Origin of the sequence: Beijerinckia mobilis (genome assembly GCF_000745425.1) — a bacterium.
Taxonomy (GTDB): Bacteria; Pseudomonadota; Alphaproteobacteria; order Rhizobiales; family Beijerinckiaceae; genus Beijerinckia; species Beijerinckia mobilis.
Genome location: NZ_JQJH01000016.1, coordinates 1 through 18,552, shown reverse-complemented (window position 1 = coordinate 18,552; position 18,552 = coordinate 1). Strand labels below are relative to the sequence as shown.

At 55.6% G+C, this 18,552-nt stretch carries 14 protein-coding genes; 8 read left to right on the top strand and 6 right to left on the bottom strand.

Annotated features, from left to right (window positions below):
• Positions 1-127: 127 nt before the first annotated feature.
• From DL88_RS12735 to DL88_RS12725, 3 genes are all read left to right on the top strand, one after another.
• Entirely contained in the window at positions 128-1,639 is a 1,512-nt protein-coding gene (locus DL88_RS12735) for an amino acid permease (protein ID WP_034996620.1), read from the top strand.
• A 4-nt stretch (positions 1,640-1,643) separates the two neighbouring features.
• Positions 1,644-2,705 carry a DUF2252 family protein gene (locus DL88_RS12730; protein ID WP_034996618.1) on the top strand — a complete coding sequence of 354 codons (1,062 nt, stop codon included), beginning with the start codon at positions 1,644-1,646 and terminating at the stop codon, positions 2,703-2,705.
• A 1,153-nt stretch (positions 2,706-3,858) separates the two neighbouring features.
• The gene (locus tag DL88_RS12725) at positions 3,859-5,124 is read left to right on the top strand and encodes a fatty acid desaturase (RefSeq protein WP_084705168.1); all 1,266 of its coding nucleotides are present in this window, start codon (positions 3,859-3,861) and stop codon (positions 5,122-5,124) included.
• Positions 5,125-5,491: 367 nt separating this feature from the next.
• Here the strand turns inward: DL88_RS12725 and DL88_RS12720 are convergent, their stop codons facing one another.
• Positions 5,492-6,229, bottom strand: coding sequence for a hypothetical protein (locus DL88_RS12720; protein ID WP_034996614.1), 738 nt, complete (start codon positions 6,227-6,229; stop codon positions 5,492-5,494).
• A gap of 441 nt (positions 6,230-6,670) precedes the next feature.
• Complete coding sequence (locus tag DL88_RS12715) at positions 6,671-7,471, bottom strand: DsbA family protein (protein ID WP_034996773.1); 801 nt, start codon at positions 7,469-7,471, stop codon at positions 6,671-6,673.
• 702 nt (positions 7,472-8,173) lie between these two features.
• On the opposite strand from DL88_RS12715, the gene DL88_RS12710 reads away from it, so the two are divergent.
• Entirely contained in the window at positions 8,174-9,343 is a 1,170-nt protein-coding gene (locus DL88_RS12710; RefSeq protein ID WP_034996772.1) for a pyridoxal phosphate-dependent aminotransferase, read from the top strand.
• Between the two features lie 60 nt (positions 9,344-9,403).
• Complete coding sequence (locus DL88_RS19455) at positions 9,404-9,895, top strand: SRPBCC family protein (protein WP_051955955.1); 492 nt, start codon at positions 9,404-9,406, stop codon at positions 9,893-9,895.
• 30 nt (positions 9,896-9,925) lie between these two features.
• Here the strand turns inward: DL88_RS19455 and DL88_RS19935 are convergent, their stop codons facing one another.
• Entirely contained in the window at positions 9,926-10,594 is a 669-nt protein-coding gene (locus tag DL88_RS19935; RefSeq protein ID WP_084705167.1) for a pyroglutamyl-peptidase I, read from the bottom strand.
• Between the two features lie 203 nt (positions 10,595-10,797).
• On the opposite strand from DL88_RS19935, the gene DL88_RS12695 reads away from it, so the two are divergent.
• Entirely contained in the window at positions 10,798-12,144 is a 1,347-nt protein-coding gene (locus tag DL88_RS12695; protein ID WP_245270829.1) for an alpha/beta fold hydrolase, read from the top strand.
• Here DL88_RS12695 and DL88_RS12690 read toward each other — a convergent pair.
• From DL88_RS12690 to DL88_RS12680, 3 genes are read right to left on the bottom strand one after another with little or no spacing between them, the layout of a single operon-like run.
• Positions 12,138-13,046: an HlyD family secretion protein gene (locus tag DL88_RS12690; protein WP_034996612.1), complete on the bottom strand. Its 909-nt coding sequence runs from the start codon at positions 13,044-13,046 to the stop codon at positions 12,138-12,140. The genes DL88_RS12695 and DL88_RS12690 overlap by 7 nt on opposite strands.
• A gap of 25 nt (positions 13,047-13,071) precedes the next feature.
• Positions 13,072-13,263, bottom strand: a complete 192-nt coding sequence (locus DL88_RS12685; RefSeq protein ID WP_034996610.1) for a DUF1656 domain-containing protein — start codon at positions 13,261-13,263, stop codon at positions 13,072-13,074.
• Between the two features lie 43 nt (positions 13,264-13,306).
• Entirely contained in the window at positions 13,307-15,460 is a 2,154-nt protein-coding gene (locus DL88_RS12680; protein ID WP_034996608.1) for an FUSC family protein, read from the bottom strand.
• 138 nt (positions 15,461-15,598) lie between these two features.
• Between DL88_RS12680 and DL88_RS20960 the strand changes: the two genes are divergently transcribed.
• Together DL88_RS20960 and DL88_RS12675 are read left to right on the top strand one after the other, a co-directional pair.
• Complete coding sequence (locus tag DL88_RS20960) at positions 15,599-15,727, top strand: hypothetical protein (protein WP_280949205.1); 129 nt, start codon at positions 15,599-15,601, stop codon at positions 15,725-15,727.
• 404 nt (positions 15,728-16,131) lie between these two features.
• On the top strand, positions 16,132-18,492 hold the full coding sequence (locus DL88_RS12675) for a phosphocholine-specific phospholipase C (RefSeq protein WP_034996759.1): 2,361 nt from the start codon (positions 16,132-16,134) through the stop codon (positions 18,490-18,492).
• The last annotated feature ends 60 nt before the right edge of the window (positions 18,493-18,552 follow it).

The following is an 18,552-nucleotide window of genomic DNA, read 5'->3' as shown; positions in this document are numbered from 1 at the left end:
CTTCGATTGCGGTTCGGTGCCTCCGGCTTGCCGCATCATCGTGACCATGTAACATATTGGCGGCAGCGATTGTGACGACCGGCGCGCGGTCCCGCTCCGCCGTAGATGCGGCGAAGAAAGAAATGACATGAGCAATATCTGGGTCCGAAAATCCATGGCCATGCTGAAGGCCGAGGCTCAAGACAGCCTTGGCGATTCCGAAGGCCTGCATCGGTCGATGTCGACGGTCAGTCTCCTTTCGCTCGGCATTGGCGGCATTATCGGCGCCGGTATTTTCGTTCTCACCGGTCATGCGGCAGCTTCCTATGCCGGTCCGGCTGTGAGTCTTTCCTTCGTCATCGCCGGCATCGTCTGTCTTTTTGCGGGACTTTGCTATGCAGAGATGGCATCGACCGTGCCGGTCGCTGGCAGCGCCTATACTTATGCCTATGCGACGATGGGAGAACTGATTGCCTGGATCATCGGCTGGGATTTGGTTCTCGAATATTCCGTCGCCTCTGCGACGGTGGCGATCGGCTGGGGGGGCTACGTCACAAGTTTTCTGAAGGGGTTTGGACTGACAATTCCCGACAGCCTCTCTCGCGCGCCTTTCGATTATGATCCTGCCACGGGAGCCTGGCTGCATACCGGCGCTCTCCTGAATCTGCCGGCACTTTTCATCATTCTGTTCATGACGGTCATTTTGGTTTTTGGCGTTCGCGAGTCGACAAGAGTCAATAATATCATCGTCATGATCAAGTTGGCGATCGTCATTCTGTTCATTGCCGCCGGCATCGGTTTCGTTTCCTATGCCAATTGGGTAACGCCCGGCAATCCGGACGGATTATTCATTCCTCCATCCTCGGGCCAAGGCGAATTCGGCTGGAGCGGCGTTATTCGCGGCGCGGGTGTCGTCTTCTTCGCCTATATCGGATTTGACGCGGTCTCGACGGCGGCGCAGGAGGCGCATGATCCGCAACGGACGATGCCGATCGGCATCCTCGGGTCGCTCCTGTTCTGCACGGTGCTTTATGTGTTGGTCAGTTTCGTCATCACCGGCATTGTGCCTTACGATCAATTGAACGTGCCGGACCCGATTGCTCTCGGCGTCGATACGATCGGGCTCAAATGGTTCTCCGCGTTGATCAAGCTGGGCGCGATTTTGGGGCTCAGTTCCGTCATCCTGGTCTTTCTCTTCGGCCAGCCGCGGATCTTCTATGCCATGGCCAAGGATGGTCTGCTGCCGCCTTTCGCCGCCAAGTTGCATCCTACTTTCCGGACACCTTATATAACCACCATCATCACCGGTCTCGTGATCGCCGTTCTCTCGGCCCTGCTTCCGATTGGTCTTGTCGGGGAGCTGGTGAGTATCGGGACTCTTTTCGCCTTTGCCGTCGTCTGCGCCGGCGTTCTCATTTTGCGTCTCCGTCATCCTGAAATCCACCGGCCCTTCAAGACACCGGCCGTCTATCTGGTCGCGCCGCTCGGTGTATTGTCCGCCGTCTTTCTAATGTGTGGACTCCCGAAGGATACATGGATCCGTCTCATCATCTGGCTATTCATCGGGCTGGTGATCTATTTCTTCTACGGCCGCAAACATAGTGTCATCCAACGCTGCGAGGATGAGGGGGCATCAAGCTCCATTACCTCAAGCCGGTGATGCTATGCCATCAATCGTGGCATCGACGCGCGATTACGACAATTGGTTGCGCGATCAGATAGGTCCGGCTTTCGTCGAAGCCGATCTCGACCGCAAACATGGCAAGATGCAGAAGAACGTCTTTTGCTTCCTGCGGGCAACCTATTGGCGTTGGGCCGAGACGATCCTTCAGATCTGCCCTGATCTCGCCCGTGCGCCAGAGGTGCTTTCTATAGGTGATATTCACCTTGAAAATTTCGGCACCTGGCGTGATGCGGAGAGCCGCCTGATCTGGGGTGTCAATGATTTCGACGAAGCCGCCGTGATGCCCTATCCGCTCGACCTGGTTCGTCTCGCGACGAGCGCCCTGCTTGCGCGCGGCAAGACCGGCCTATCGCCCGAGGAGATTTGTACCCCGCTTCTGGAAGGTTATCGGAAGGGTATCGATAAACCTTGTCCGTTCGTACTCGAGCGCAATCATAAATGGTTGCGCAAGGCTGTCATGCTCCCAGAAGTGGAAAGAGCGGAATTCTGGCAGGGTTTCGCGGAGCTCCAGGAGACGAAACCGCCAGCCGATTATGAGCAGGTTCTTATTTCCTCGATGCCGAAGAGCGGTGGCATGCCATTGATGGCCGCGAGAACGGCCGGAACCGGCAGCCTTGGGCGTCCGCGTTTCGTTGCGCGTCTCGAATGGAAGGGAGGACCTTTGATCCGCGAAGCCAAGGCGATCGTGCTTTCCGCCTGGTCGCGGCACTATGGTGCAACGGGCAAGAGAATTCATATGATGGAAATTGCCGACGGGCATTGGCGCGCGCCTGATCCCCATTACCGGCTGGTGGATATGATCCTCGTCCGCCGTATTTCGCCGAACAGCCGCAAGATCGAGGTTGGTAAATCGACGGAAGAGCTGCTCCAGACAAAAATGCTCGAAGCCATGGGTCATGAAATCGCCAATTGCCAAGCCAATCAGGACGGTGCCAGAATGGCGATCCTCGCCGATCTCAAACGGTGTCCGCAGGGTTGGCTCCCCAATGCGGCGAAAGCCGCTGCACAGGCGATTGAAAGGGATTTCAGGGATTTCCGATGACCATCTTCGTAAATCAATTACTTATAATTGATTGTCTGTGTGAAACATGCAAATTTGTATGAAGTCGCAAAATGAATGCAAGACACATATAACTCAATGTATTTTTGCAAATCAGAAAAGAACATGCTTAATAATATTAAGCACTAAGCGATCATATTCATATTATATTGTAATGCATACATATTATATACAGGAAATATATTGATTTGTGAATAGAATGATGAAATAATTTATTTAATAATATTTATTACATGATTGATCATTTCTTTTGAAGATGCGGTTTTTTTTGGTTCGTGGTTGGATCTATCGTCGGGTAGATACGCTGATAATGTCAATAAATTTGCTTGATCTGAGCTGGAAGTCGGCGTATTAACGAAAATGTGATAGCGGCGTCATATTGGAGGCCTCTTGAAGTATATTCCGGTTGATATATGCGACGTTAACAATTTGAATTATCATATTGTACTAATTTGCTTTTATAAAATACCCATATGATTGTCTCGTGTGATATTGTGTTTCCTTGAGAAGGCTTAATCCTTTCAGTGTTAGAGGAAGCTTTCTGGGTGCTTCGTGATAGAGCATTCAGGGGTGATGTATGAGTCTAATTATATGACATTTCACCGAGGATGGCCTTTTCGGTTAACCTCGTCTGCTTTTCACGACAAGTAGTTCTTCTTTTTCATCTTGCATGTGGAGCTGGCAACAGTGTTTTGCCAGGTCGTCTTGATTGTCTCGATTGATTGCAGTCGAGACCGCGAAATAATGTCAGTTACTTGGTTTGGCTCCAAGAGCGTTTTCCGAAAATGCCGAATCGCTTCAGGATTCCATAATCTTGACGATGCTCTGGTTTTTTGATTGGCGCGTTTCTGGTCATATCCTCAACGCTCTAACGGGCAATGATATGAGTTTGCCGATAATTATACATATCTATTTCATAGCTATAATGACTATATATCAAGATTTACAGAAAAAGCGACATTCGTATTTTATTTAATATTGTCGTAGGGAAAATGATTGCGACGCATAAAAAATTCAGAATGCGGTATATAAAAACAACATACAATTGTGACATGATAGTGTTTCGCTTTAGCGAAGTTCCTGGTGTGTCGTTGAGTGTGTGTGACGCATTTGTCATCAGGCGGAGGAAATGTAAATGGAAGCCGAGGTTTCAGAAGTCATTACAGCTTCCCAGCACAATGCATCTCTATCTCTCTTGCAGGGAAGTTCTAACGGGGTCGTGGACGAGAGATCCCTGCGCCGCATGCTGACTTATTGTTTCGAGCTTCTTATGGCTCTCTTGAGCACGATTGCCGTTCTCGCTGTAGCTTCCGTTTCCTTCGCAGGTTACGGACTGTCGATCCTGCTGGGCAAAATCTCTCCTCTTGTCAAAGGCTACGCATTCCTCTCGTCGACATACGATCAGGTGCTGGAACGGATCGGCCCGAGTGTATTGAGGGACTCGCGCGATACTCCGGCACTGCGACTCATGGTCTCGATCACCCTCACAACCGTGCCGATTTTCGTCGCTCAGCTCGTGTTATACAAAGTCAACCTGTTACTCGTGGTCGCCTTCTATCTTTCTCTCTATGGCCTTAAGTTCAACCGCTTTGTGAGGATGTTCAGCGTTAAACATCTGGAAGCCCATCGACGGCAAGGTTTCTTCTCGGATCGCTACGACAAGATCTTCGGCCATTATGTCGAATTCTTCCTTGCTTATTTCTATGGGAGTCTTCCTGAACTGGATCGAACCTCTCATGTTCGTCTTCACCATAAAGAACACAATGGACCTCACGATACATCCGATTCCCGTCGTTTCGATCGGACGAGCCGCTGGGACTTTTTTTCAGGCTATTTAACCAAGAACTTTTGGACGATGGTGGGTATAGCTTCCTATCGTTATTTCAAGGCCAAGGGCCAAGTGAAAAATGAACGAAGAATGCTATCGGGAATGGTCCGATATTACTCATTTTTCTTTGTGGTTTTCTTATATAATTGGCAAATTGGAATCTTGTATTTATTGATTCCTTTGCTTGCCATGAATTTTATCACCGCGATTATCAATTGGGTCCAACACGCCTTCTACGATCCCGATCATCCGGATGAATATTTCGCACACACTGTAACTGTCCTGGATGAAGTGAATTTCATGAATGAAGGTTATCACCTTTGTCACCACCATGGTGCCGGCCTTCATTGGACTGAAATGCCCGCGCATTTTGATCGTCTCGCCGATCGTATGAGAACATCTGGTTCTCTGGTGTTTCGCGACATTGATTTTATGGATCTCTTTTTTGAAATGACGCTCTTGCGTAGATTGGATGTCCTCGCTGACAAGCTGGTCCCGTGGGAGCCGATGACACATGAAGAACGAGTGAGTTTGTTGAAAAAACGCACGCAGCCATGCGCCATTCTCGGATGATATGATCCTGTTGGCACGCGATCATTAATCTGTTGCTGGTGTATATGCCGGTGGAGATAATCCGCACCTTATGGAATCTAATCAATATTGATTGTGGTGTTTGGGCGCGGTTTGCGGTCTGTCTCGGAATGGTCCACTGCGGCGCCGACTTGATGCGACTTTGTTTCCATTATGGAAAAATTTGAACGAGTGCGATGGCGGTGCCTGTTCAAATCCGCAAACAGAATGATGATTCTCTAAAATGTCATCGAGATTGAGCATCGCCCGGTGAAGCGAATTCCCGGGCGATGCTGCTCTAGATACTGACTAGATGGTGACTATCAGTGGGCACCATCATGGATCGAACCTGTCCTGGTGCCTGGGGTTTTTATACGCGGCGTGAAACGGATTTCAGGAGACCCTGATAATCTTCAGTCAGTTCCTGATCGACTGCGGCGACGGCTGAAAGCAGCAGAGCGGCAATGAAAGATTGATCATTACGCGTCTCTTCGAGCTCTTTCTTGATCGGCGGAATGTTGTTGTCCGCATCGACGAGCTGTGATTTCAGTTGGGTTATGATCTTGGTCCAGGTATCGCGATGCCATTGCGCGAGCGGCGTGGTCAATTCCACGACGAAATTCGAACCGCGAATTTTCTCAAGGAAGCGCACGCCGGCGTTCCATGTATCCTTGGGCTCGAAATGACCATGCTCCAACATGGTCTTGCCGATCATGCCGACATAATCGTCGAGCGTCTCGGGCTTGGCATCCGGCTCTTGCTTGAAATGCCAGAAGGCGAAGGAGCCGGGGAAATTGTCGCCATAGAGCGCTAACAATTCCTTTTCGACCTTGTCGAAAGCAGCCTTGTCACCCTTGAGGGACGCCGCGATTGCGAAAGAGAAGACGGAATCATTGGCGATCTTCTGTGTGCCGCTGGTGTTCAGATCGGACTTGCTCAACGCCGGGAGAGAGCCGTCCTCGTTCAGCGGCTTCGCATTGCCAGCGCGTTGGGCCATGACGAAATGCGTCACTTCAAGCCAGCCCGGAAGGCTTTTCACGAACAGATCGGCGTCGACATCGACGATCGCCTTGTTCATGGGTTCCTTGCGTTTGATTACTTCATTCATCGATTGACCCTCACCGCCGCCTGGACAGAATTCATTCTCAAAGCTTCAAATCGGAGCGAGCGCGCATCAACATCGGGCCTAATGAACACTGCCTTGCGGAATGTCTCACTCGGTCCAATGCGGGTTCCTGGACGCTGTCGGATCGAACGCCGATGCCTTCCGGGAAACCTTGCTTCTGCCATGCACCCGTGCTGGTTCGCAGCTTGCCGCTGCCTGCTAGCATCATAAAGCATAAGTCGGTCCAGCCATTAGCGGGCCGTATTTCCGCTCGCGCATCCGGGCTAGCAAGCAATGGAAGCGATCCACGAGCAGGCCTTATCGCTACTGCTTGGTGAACTGCTCGTGGTCCGGGGTGAGGGAATCAAATCGATTGCCGCAATCACCCCGATCATAAGGGGCGCATCACCTGACGGCAATGCATTCCCTCATGGGAGGAGCCTTTTAGCAGAGCGCCTTGCCGCATTTGCGAACGTTGGCGATCTTTGTCTGCAATTCCGTCTCGCCGACCGCGCCGACGACGACATCCTGCCCGAGAATGAAGGAGGGCGTGCCGTTGATGTCCAGTTCCTTGGCGATCCGATCCGTTTCCTTGATGCCTTCGATGACCGCGGGTGCCGCCATGTCCTTTTCGAGCCGGTCCATGTCGGCGCCGAGTTCCTTTGCAACAGCGAGCGCCTGCGCCTGGCCAACCGACGTACGCGAACTGAGGAGTTTCTGATGAAACGCCCAGAATTTGTCGCCAGAGAACTGATTGCGGAATGCGGCGGCGACTTTGGCGGCTTCAATGGAACCTGGGGAAAGAATCGGCAGGTCCTTCAAAACGACCTTCAGATCCGGATTATTCTTCATGAGCTGTGCAATATCGCCGAGTGCGCGTTTGCAATAGCTGCAATTATAATCGAAAAATTCGATGAGGCTGATCTTGCCCTCGGGATTGCCGACGACCGCTCCCGTATTGGAGGTGTAGAGCGGGCTCGACGGATCGGCGACGATGCTCGCGCGGGCATCCGCCGCGGCGGCCCGTTCCTTCAATTCAAGCTCGGTCAGGGCATCACGGAGAATTTCCGGGTTTTCCAGGAGATAGCTCTTGATGATCGTGCCGATCTCGGCCTTTTGCGCGGCGGTGAATTCATCCGCCGCATTGGCCCCTACGCCCGTCAAAACGGGCGCGAGAAAAGCCATCAGCGTGGCGCCGGCGAGCGCCGAACGTCTCAGGACCGAAGCGGTGGAACGCATGGACATTTTCAGGTCCTTGTCGAACATCATTGTCTCCAAATGGCGCAGCCCTTAGCAACAAAGCGGAATTGATTTCCATTTCCAATTTATTTTGATACGATTTTGGGCAAGTTCCGCCATAATAGCGCAAACTTGATTACAGCTTCATGCTTTAGTGAAGAAAAAGGTCTGAAATTGGATCATCGGCAATGGGCTGTATTCCCGCTTTTAGCAGGAAATTCCGGCGTGACGTCAGGATAATTGATGCGATCCGGAAAGACAGTTCTTGCCATGCCTTTATTGTTCCGGCAATGTGCCGCCGCTTTGCTGAACTCTTAAGCAAAACGGTGACCCGGGAGGCACGTTCTTGAGAGTTCGAACGGATCGCGGATTGATCGTCTTCGCCGAGTCAATCTTCTGTCTATTGGGGTCAGGGCACCAGGAGTTTGAAATAGGAGCGGATTCCAGAGATTCCGGTCTGCTCTTACTTTACCGCGAAATCCGCGAGTGTTCACTCTCATGAGCTTTCACTCTTGAGGCTTCGCTTCCAATTTTTAGCGCCAAGGATTGCATGAGAGACGGAAGGGTCTCGACTGCGAAGGATAGAAACGTCTCCGCGCCACCAACAAAGCTTAAGCCACGTCTCTTCGACGCGAGGGCTTATAAGCAAAATCTTTGCCGTTTGGCTCGGAGACATCAGGACGAAAGGTCGGAAGGATGACAGGCTTGATGGAGCAATTTCTGCGCGGACGTAGTTCCTCCCGTTCCGCCATGGCTCCGTTTCTGGCCCTCGATATTCTCAATCAGGCTACCCAGCGCGAGCGGGAAGGCCAGAATATCGTCCATATGGAAGTCGGTGAGCCGGGAGCGGCGACGCCCGCTCTGGTGCGCGAGGCCGTGCAGGAAGAACTCGCCCGCGGCCGCATCGGATATACGGAAGCGCTCGGTCGTCCGAGCCTGCGCGCCCGCATCGCACGTCATTATCGGGAAACCTATGGCGTCGAAGTTCCGCCCGAGCGTGTTGCCGTGACCATTGGTTCCTCCGGTGGCTTCATGCTGGCCTTCCTGGCGGGATTTGACGCCGGAGCGCGTATCGGCGTCCAATCGCCAGGTTATCCGGCCTATCGTAATATTTTCGATGCTCTGGGCCTCGAGGCGGTGGTCATCGAGACCAATGGCGCGAGCCGCCATGTCGTCACCGCGGCTATGATCGAAGCCACCCATGCCGAAAAGCCGCTCGATGGCCTGCTTCTGATGAGCCCCGCCAATCCGACCGGTACGATGATGAGCCCGGAGGACCTGCAGGCTGTCTGCGCGGTCTGCGATCGGCTCGGCATCACTTTCGTGTCTGATGAAGTCTATCACGGCCTCACTTATGGCGAGCCGGCGGAAACCGCGCTGAAATTTTCCGACCGGGTGATCGTCGCCAATTCCTTCTCGAAATATTATTGCATGACCGGCTGGCGCGTCGGCTGGCTCATCGTGCCCGAGGAATTCGTCCGTCCTATTGAGCGCCTGCAGCAGAATCTGGCGATTTCCGTTCCTTATCTCAGTCAGGTGGCGGCGGAGGCAGCCTTCGACGCGCGCGATGAGCTACAGCTGATCAAAGCCGGCTATGCCGCCAATCGCAATTTTCTCCTGAACTCCCTGCCGCAGATCGGCCTCTCCGAGTTCCACCCGGTCGATGGCGCTTTCTACATTTACGCAGACGTCTCTCGCTTCACCAACGACTCGCTCGACTTCTCCCGGCGCATGCTGGATGAAACCGGGATTGCCGTGACGCCGGGACTTGATTTCGACCGTAATCGGGGCAACAGCTTTATCCGCCTGTCGTTTGCCGGGCCGGAGCGGGATATGGTGGAGGCGGTCTCCCGCCTTGGGCTCTGGCTGCCATCCTGATCAGCGAGAACGCTCCTGAACCAGAAATCCTCTCTCGCAGGCAAGGGGAAAGGTCGCTTTTTGTCCCTTGCGTTGCGTTTTCTCTTCCTGCTCGTCGCGGCCTTTTGCGCTCAGGAAAGCAAAGCGGATCAGGCGATGCGGCGCATCGAGATCGAAGCGCCGGTCGACCGTGTGTGGGCCAAGTTGCGCGATTTCTGCGCCATCAAGGATTGGCATCCGGCTTTTAAATCCTGTGTGCTCGACACCGAAAATTACGTGTCCGTCCGCACGCTGATGTCACAGGACGGTGCGATCTTCATCGAGCGGCTGACCAATCTCAGCGAAGCCGGTCATGTTTTCAGCTATGATGTGCTGACATCCCCGCTTCCGGTTCAGGATTTTCGCGCGACAATGAAGGTTCTCGCGGGAGCGGGCGGCAAGACGATCGTCATCTGGACTTCGGCCTTCAAGGTTCGCGAAGGCATTCCCAGAACCGCAGCCATCAACCAGGTCGATGCTTTCTATACCGAAGGGCTGGAGCATTTGCGGAGTCTCGCCGAAGCCACACATTGAATGGCTCGATTGCTTCCTTCGCTCCTTTGATCACACTTTATACTGGCGGGTGCTGCGTAAATGATGTGCCGTCAGTTCTATCGCCATCAAAGCCGCCTGATCGAGCATGGACGCAGTCACCCGCCGGGTTCCTATGCCTTGCGGCATATGAATGCGCAGCGGGACATGGATGAAGCCTGTGGCTGCGATTCCAGATCGGCAAGATTGATAAAGAGCCATATTGCATAAATAGTCGCCAGCATCCTGAGAAAGTCGTGTCGGGATGCCGCGCCGATCGAGGGCAGCGACGATCATTCGCGCCGGGAAGCGGCTTGCCATCATCATGGGGCCACCTGCCTGAAGGAAATGGCTCCTGGGACATTCAGAGTTCCAGGGCTTCTTTCCTGCGGCGTCCGGCCGTAATGGCGAGCACCGATTGAGCGCACGTGTCTCTATGGAAAAATGAAAACGCCGCGACGAGAGACCAAAATGCAGAGCGCCGTCAGGCTCGTGGTCTTGCAACAGCCTTGCAAGCCGTTCCGCCAACTCGGCATAAACAACGGGAAGAACGGCGTAGTCGAGATGAATGCCGAGCCGCCTCAGACGAGGGCGGTAAACGGCCAGGCGCTGCATGAGGGCTTCTGTAGGATTATAGGGCGCCCCGGGAAATCGTCCGAAGCCGGTCACGAGGATTTTAACGGGAGCACCCTGTTGTCGCATGGTTTTTCCGGACCCCTATATTCATTTCCTGCTCAGCTCGCTGAGCTGAGCATAGCGCATCGACGGGACTGACGTCATAAGCCCGGAGTGACGAAGGGCTCAAAATCTGTCCCAATCTGGCCAAGTTTGACCGGCATCAACGAGACATATTCTTAAAGCCGCTGCCGCAGGAAGACGGAAAAGCTGCTGAAAGGACTGGAAGCTTGCAGCGCTTGCCCATGAACCGCACTCATCTCGTTCAGCACAGGCGCCTTCATGGCAGCCTTCGGGTCCGATGCGCCCGCCGTTTCGGCTTCCTTTGCCTGGGGCTGGTCTCTTTCGGACTCGCCGGCTGCGCGGATTCCGGCCTCTCGGCTGTGTCTGTGCCGGGAACGGCCTTCGCGTCCCTCTTTCCGGACAGTGCCAAGGCGGGCCCGCACCGGCTTTCCGTCTTCGTCGTCTCGCGCCGCAAGGGGGAACGCGGCGATGCGTCGGAAGAAGCCGGGGACAAGACGCGGTTTTCCCTTCAGGGCATTACGGTGCCGCCATCGCATCAGGCAGGGCAGGTGGAGCGACCTACGCTTGGCGACGAGGATCCAAACCGCGACATCGTCCTTGCCGGCCGGCGTTCACTGGCGGAAGACGAGTTCCTGCATACGATCGCCATGCATCTTTCCGGGCGGATCGGCTCGAATCGCGACATTCTGATTTATGTCCACGGTTTCAACACGTCCTATGACGATGCGCGCTATCGCTTGGCGCAAATCGTCGAAGACGGTCGTTTTGGCGGTGTGCCGGTGCTTTTCACATGGCCCTCCGCCAATAATCTGCTCGACTACGGCGCGGCGAAGGAAAATGCGACCATTTCACGCGATTCCCTGACGCGGCTCATTCAGCAAGTCGGGGCCCTGCCGGATGTCGGCCGCGTGCATATTCTTGCTCATTCCATGGGTACCTGGCTTGCCATGGAAGCGCTGCGGGAAAATGCAATCGGCGGAAGCCCGGATCTCAATGGACGCCTCGGCGATGTCATGCTGGCGGCGCCAGATATTGACCTGAACGTGTTCAAGCAGCAGATGGCACGGCTCGACCCCTCCCATTTCGTTGTGATCGTCACCGCTAACGACCGGGCTTTATCCCTTTCGCGCACCCTCGCCGGCGACAGGCCTCGCCTGGGGGCGCTCGACCCGCACAAACCTGAGGATCATGCGGCGCTTGATGCATTAGGCGTGAAGGTCGTGGATCTTTCCAGCGAGTCGATGGATCTGCTGCATCATGGCAATTATGCCAGCGTTCCGGTGGCTGTGCGCAATATGGGTGCGGAGCTCGGCAAGAGCCGTGTCGAAGATGCGAATGTCCAGGCGGTTCTCGGCGAAAGGCCGATCGACAATACGATTGCCTCGACACCTCTGGCGCCGGTTGGCGCTAACGTCGCTCCCACGCCCACCTCGCAGCCGGCCGCGTCTATTCCTGCGGCGCAAGGGGGCGCATCGGCTCCCGGGGGATCAACGCCTGCACCATCCGCACAAACTGACGTCACCGCGCCGGCAGGCGCCGCACAAGCTCAGTGACGTTGAAACCAGCTGCTGATCCGCTCCAATAAGGGGCGCTCCTTGACCCAGACAGTGCAAGTCATGCCGGCCGCGAGATGGATACCCTCGGGTATGTCGTCGATGTGAATGCGCACCGGGATACGCTGGGCCAGACGAACCCAGGTATAGATCGGATCGACATCCGGCAACCCTTGTGTTCCGGGTGTTGCATTCGCGGTGTTGATGCCACGCGTGAAACTTTCGATATGGCCGGTGAGCAGCGGCTGATAGCCCATCAGCTGAATATAGACCGGATCGTTGAGATGAAGATTCTCGATCTTGGTCTCCTCGAAATAGCCGTCGATCCAGAAGGAATCGCTGTCCACGACGGAGATATTCGCCTTGCCTGTCGAGGCGAAATCACCGACGCGCATGAGGAGATTGGTGACATAGCCATTGACCGTGCTGTGGACGCGCGTGCGTTCGAGGTTGAGCTCGGCTCTGTCGAGGCTTGCCTGCGCCGCGCCCGTGTCGGCTGCGGCAACAGCCGCCGCAGCGGCATAGATCTGCTTTTCCTCATCGGAGGCGGCGAGGGTGGTCAGGGCAGCACGCCGTTCCGCCTGGGTTAGTTTCAGGCTGGCATCAGCCCGTTTGCTGGCAAGGACGGCGCGTGCGAGATCGACGGCAATCTTGAATTCCGCAGGATCGATTTCATAGAGCAGGTCGCCTTTTTTGACCAGTTGATTGTCTGTGACATGCACGCCGACGATCGTCGCCGACACTTCCGGCGCGATATTAGCCACCTGCACGCGGACCCTGCCGTTACGCGTCCATGGCGCATACATATAATGGACAAACAATCCATAGAGGCCGGCGCAGGCGGCAATCATCAAGATGACGGTAATCGAAACGCGGACGAAATCGCGATAACGCTTGAACATCGGTGGAGAAACCTTCAGGACGCATTCATGCGCTGAGATTGAGCAGAGCGAGAATACAGATGTAAAGACTCGCCTCGGCAAGCCGAGGATGCCAGACGGCGCGCATGAGGCCGACGCGCACGAGGATCAGGCGCAGCGGCACGAAGATGAATAGCGCCAAGAAGACATAGCGGATGAAGGGGGCGACGAGAATCTCCCCGAGAACCAGTTCGCGCATGGTGTGTCTTCTCTCCGCCGAAAATCGATGTCCGCCTTGATCATCATGCAAGCGGTTGCGGCGTCAAGCCACTACCACCCGATTGTGGGGGTAAGGCGGCGCTGGGGCTTTCACTTTCGGGCCGGCTCGCCCAGGATTCATAAAGCTTGAAATGACGCAGGAAGCGCTCCGCCTTGCGCAGTTGCAGGGTGATCGAGTAAAGGCTCGCCGCCGTCCGCAGGATCGTGAAATGATGCAAATCCGGATGGCGTTTGGAATGCGCAAGGAGTTCTTCCGCTGCCTGTCGCAGGGCTTGCGGATCGAGGCTGAAAAGCGCTCCTTGCGCCTGCATCCGCAGTGCTGACGGAATTGACGCGCGCGCCAGGGCGACTTCGGCGCGGCGGATGAGGATGCTGAGATCGCCCATCGCGGCAAATTGTTCCAACAGATTTCTGCGCCCAAGAGTCATCTTGCGGGCTTGCGCATAGCCATGGATCTGGCTCCAGCGGTCATATTGGATGCTCACTTCATTCTCCTCGGTGATGCTGACGTCGCCGCGTAGCATGGCATGGAGATCATCACCGAGCGCGAAGGCGACGCGCAAAATGCGCCGGGAGAGTGAGACGGGCAGAGCAAGCCAAAGCGAAATGTAGACGGTGACGCCGCCGACGACCAGAAGGATGGCGTGATCGAGAAACTGCTGAGGATTATAGGTCTGAGGATTGTCGGGATTGGTCAAAAGAAAGAAGACCATTCCGGAGAGCATGCCCATCTGAGATTGCCCGATGGCGATGAGGATGCAGGAAAGTGCGATGAAGGGAAAGACGACGACCATGAGCAGCGGAAAGCCAGTGATCGACGGGATGAGGAAAAAATAGCCAAGGGTCGCCGTGCAGACTCCAAGGGGATAGCCGATCAATGCCGCGCGGCCGGTGAGGATGGGCGTGGAACTCACCGCCCCGAGCGCGATGAAGGATACGGTGTTGACGAGCGCGAAAGACGTCTCCGGCCAGCCGGAGAGGACGCAGAACAGACAGGTGAGCCCTACTGCGAGAACGACGCGCACAGTATTCAGGAAAACTGTCATCGGATCCTGGTGAACGGGCAGAGAGACGTCGCGGATAGGCCGATGGCCTAGCCGCATCGCCCGCATGCCATCACGCAGAAAGGCATATTGTTCAAACAGCCTGTCGAGCCTGTCGAGCACGAAGGCTTCCTCGAGGGTGAGATCACCGGCGGTGAGTTGACGGCGAATGAGTTTTGTAAGATCGGGACGGAAATGTTCCGGATAGGACTGATCGAGCCCCTTGCGTGCGATGGCGATGGCTTCGGTGATGAAGATGCGCTTTTCGCGCAATTCTCCGAGGCCGAGCGCCAGACCCTGATTGACCGAGGCCATATCAAACAAAGCGAGAATCACGCTGCGGGCACCGGCCATACGCAATTTGCCGTCGGAAAGCTCCGGCGCCGCATAAGTGAGCTGGCTGCGTAGCGGCATTAATGTGCTCGCCAGGGAAAACCGCCGCAGTACATCGGGGCGGCTTCCCTCATCGAGCGTCTGGCGCAACTGTAATTTGATTCCCGCGACATTCAGCTTGATGGCGCGCTGCACATCGGTCCAGGCATGGTGGCTGGAGAACAATTCATTGACGACGGTGGTCGAGAGGATGGCGATCGAGATCGCCGAGACACGGGCGACAGCGGCGTCGAAAATATGCAGCGGCGAATCGATATGAGCGATCGCGATGATCGCCACCGTGTAGCCGGAAAGCACCGCGGCATAGGAACGAAAGTCGCGCAGCAGTGTGCCTATGGCGGCGCAAAGCCCGATCCATAGCGTGAAGGCGGTCAGCATCATCGTGCGGTCCTGCACGAAGGCGCCAGCCATGATCAGCGCGACATTGGCGCCGATGATCGTGCCGATGAAGCGGTAGATCGCTTTGGACAGCACCATACCGACGACAGGTTGAGCGATGATGATGGTCGTTACGATCGCTGTCGCTGGATATTCGAGCTGGAGATAGAAGCACAGGAGGAGGGTGAGCGACGCGGCAAGCCAGGTACGGAAGACGAAACCCCAGGTTCCTTCCGGCAAAGTGAGCCCGCCAGAATCGGAAACGGCACTACCGGCTGGCGCAGCCGATCCTCCCGCCGAAGGCAGAGGATGGATTTGAGGCAGCAGCCGCGTAAGAATCGTCGAAGGGTCGAGCCAGTTCATGGCGCAAGACTATAATGGGCGGGACCGCTGCCAGCTATCGAAATCGGGGCAGGGGCCATGACGACAAAGCGGGTGAAATGGCAAAACCCGCATCCAAGACCGCTCTCCCAAGCTGCTTTCGCCGAATGAGGCGCTGTCATGCCGGACGTGATTGCTACATCCTTCCCCGGTCATCACGGGCTGTCGAGGGAAGCCATTGCTACAAATGGCGTCACCCTGCATGATAATGATTTCGGCGAACGCGCCCATTCATATCCAGGCTCCTGATCACAATTTCTTTATATAACCCTTGCGCCTCACGGTCGTTATATATTGTCATTATATGATAATTTTTCTTACCAATAATTGTCATCTTCGCTGCTTAGCATGGCCTGCATGTCATTTTGCTTCTGCCGCTGCTAGCTGCGCTCATCGGCCGCTTTTGCTGGTGCGAAACTTCTGACAATCGTCGCGGCCATTGTGCCGCGTGCTTTGGCCTCCCTTTCAAGTGGTCGTAGCCAGCCTCCGCGCATGCATGGAGACAGGGCTTTACTATGGCTTGCCTGGAGACCGCATCATAATAGGTCGGGCAGTTTTGTCGGGCTTCAATTTCTTTTCGGATATCCGCGAGGCACACAGTGAGGATTGTGTGCCGGCGATCAATTTTGTCTTATGAAAGGTTGATACCGACCGTGACGACACGTAGACAATTTCTTTCAGGTGCCGCCACCGGCGGCATTGCGGCGGCGACGCTGGCTGCTTTCCCGGAAAGCATCCGCCGCGCATTGGCCATCCCCGCCTTCAACGAGACCGGCACCATCAGGGACGTCAAACATGTCGTTATCCTGATGCAGGAAAACCGTGCGTTCAATCATTATTTGGGTACGCTCAAAGGTATCCGCGGTTTCGGCGATCGTTTCACTATTCCGCAGCCCAATGGCCGCAAGGTCTGGGAGCAGATCGACGGCAACGGCAATGTCGTATTGCCCTATCATCTCGACGAGACCCAGGGTAATGCCCAGCGTGTTTCCGGTACACCGCATTCCTGGGACGATGCTCACAATGCCTGGGATGGGGGACGACTCTATCAATGGCCGCGCTACAAAAACACGGCCTCAATGGGCTATTTCGAGGAGGCCGAGATCCCCTTCCAGTTCGCGCTGGCCAATGCCTTCACTGTCTGTGACAGCTATCATTGCGGCATCCACACCGGCACGCATGCGAACCGTCACTTCATGTGGGAAGGCACCAACGGCCCGGCTGCAGCCGGTGTCGCCTTTGTGAATAACATCGACTATTGGTATTCTCCCGGTCCATCCACCGAGGGGTTCCAGTGGAAGACCTATGCCGAGCGTCTTGAAGATGCTGGCGTGAGCTGGTTAGTCTACGAGAATATCCCGGACTACAGCCATAAAAATCCGTGGATGTGCTTCCGGCAATACCGCAAGGCCAATGAGGCTTTGCCCGCATCCCACCAGATCTCGACGTCGGGCAGCTACGCGGACCAGCCGGCCTATTTGCCGTCGGATGCCGTTGGCAATCCCCTGGTCAAGGGCATTGCCAATACGATGCCGGTGTCGAGCCAGGCTGAGGCTGACGCCGGCGCCTGGTTGAATAGTTTCCGCAGCGACATTGTGAATGGCAAGCTGCCGCAGGTGTCGTGGATCGTCCCGCCCGAAATCTATTGCGAACATCCCGGACCATCGAGCCCGGTCCAGGGTGCCTGGTTCATCCAGCAGGTCCTTGACGCGCTTACTGCCGTGCCAGAGGTCTGGAGCAAGACCGTGTTCATCGTCAATTATGATGAGAACGACGGTTACTTCGACCACGTGCCGTCGCCTTCGGCCCCTTCTCCACGCGGTGATGGTACCTATGCGGGCAAGGCCACGCTGAGCAGCGACGATCTGAGCTACGAATATTACAACCATCCGCTACCCGAGGGTCTTGCCGCCAGCACGCAGCCGTCACATGGACCCGACGGGAATGTGTATGGCCCAGGGCCACGCGTGCCAATGTTCGTGATCTCTCCCTGGAGCCGAGGAGGCTGGGTCAATTCACAGACTTTCGACCACACCTCGGTCCTGCGTTTCCTTGAGACGCGCTTCGGTGTGACACATCCGTTCATCGGCCCGTTCCGCCGTGCTGTTTGTGGTGATCTCACCAGTGCTTTCAACTTCGTATCGCCGAACAACGAGCAGCTCCCCACACTTGCGGGCGGCAAGACCAAGGCCGAGGCCGATGCGCTGCGTGCGGCGCAGCAGGCCCTGCCGCAGATCACGCCTGCTGCCGATCGTGGCCTGCCGGTGCAGGTAACGGGTGTTCGGCCCTCGCGTTCTCTGCCTTATGCGCTGCATGCCTCGGCCTGCGTCGAGCCGGCGAAAAATGCCGTCAAGCTGCTGTTCGCCAATACCGGCTATGCCGGTGCGGTGTTCCATGTCTATGACAAGCTGAACCTCACCAACCTCCCACAGCGCTATGCGGTGGAACCCGGAAAGGTGCTTGAGGACGAATGGACGGTGTCGTCAGAAGGCGCCTATGACCTCTGGGTGCTCGGCCCGAACGGTTTCCACCGCTCCTTCAAGGGGAATATTTCCGTTGCCAAGGCGGGCTATTCGGCTAATCCGGAAATCACTTCCGGCTATGATGCCGTGCGTGGCGGGCTTTATATGCAGATCCGCAACGGTGGCGGCAGTGCGGCACATCTGACGGTGAAGTCGAACAAGATCTATGAATCGCTCGTCGGCTTCGGTTGCCCGGTTCCTGTGTTCAAGCCGATGGCTTCTGGGTTTGCCCCGATTCCGCTCGTCGCTCCGCTTCCTGATTTCGTTCCGGCGCATCCCCTGAGCCCGGTCCCCACGACCTCCTGGCAGGTGGCGGTCCCGGCTCACCGGCGGGTTGAGCTTTTCTGGGATCTGGGCGCCAACGGCTGCTGGTACGATTTCGTCGTGACCAATGACGCTGACGTGGGCTTCTCCCGTCGCCTGGCCGGCCGTGTCGAGACTGGCCGTCACACGGTCAGCGATCCCGGTATGGGTCTCGCCGACGCGTTCTAAGGTCTGTTTTGAAGGCTTTAGCCGTCGCTCTTGAATCAGTTAGGGCATTTTCGAATTCAT

Bases quoted from the DNA above. Each gene is read 5' to 3' on its own strand.
- DL88_RS12735 (WP_034996620.1), top strand. From the start codon at position 128: ATGAGCAATATCTGGGTCCGAAAATCCATGGCCATGCTGAAGGCCGAG.
- DL88_RS12730 (WP_034996618.1), top strand. From the start codon at position 1,644: ATGCCATCAATCGTGGCATCGACGCGCGATTACGACAATTGGTTGCGC.
- DL88_RS12725 (WP_084705168.1), top strand. From the start codon at position 3,859: ATGGAAGCCGAGGTTTCAGAAGTCATTACAGCTTCCCAGCACAATGCA.
- DL88_RS12720 (WP_034996614.1), bottom strand. From the start codon at position 6,229: ATGAATGAAGTAATCAAACGCAAGGAACCCATGAACAAGGCGATCGTC.
- DL88_RS12715 (WP_034996773.1), bottom strand. From the start codon at position 7,471: ATGTCCATGCGTTCCACCGCTTCGGTCCTGAGACGTTCGGCGCTCGCC.
- DL88_RS12710 (WP_034996772.1), top strand. From the start codon at position 8,174: ATGGAGCAATTTCTGCGCGGACGTAGTTCCTCCCGTTCCGCCATGGCT.
- DL88_RS19935 (WP_084705167.1), bottom strand. From the start codon at position 10,594: ATGCGACAACAGGGTGCTCCCGTTAAAATCCTCGTGACCGGCTTCGGA.
- DL88_RS12690 (WP_034996612.1), bottom strand. From the start codon at position 13,046: ATGTTCAAGCGTTATCGCGATTTCGTCCGCGTTTCGATTACCGTCATC.
- DL88_RS12685 (WP_034996610.1), bottom strand. From the start codon at position 13,263: ATGCGCGAACTGGTTCTCGGGGAGATTCTCGTCGCCCCCTTCATCCGC.
- DL88_RS12680 (WP_034996608.1), bottom strand. From the start codon at position 15,460: ATGAACTGGCTCGACCCTTCGACGATTCTTACGCGGCTGCTGCCTCAA.
- DL88_RS20960 (WP_280949205.1), top strand. From the start codon at position 15,599: ATGCCGGACGTGATTGCTACATCCTTCCCCGGTCATCACGGGCTGTCG.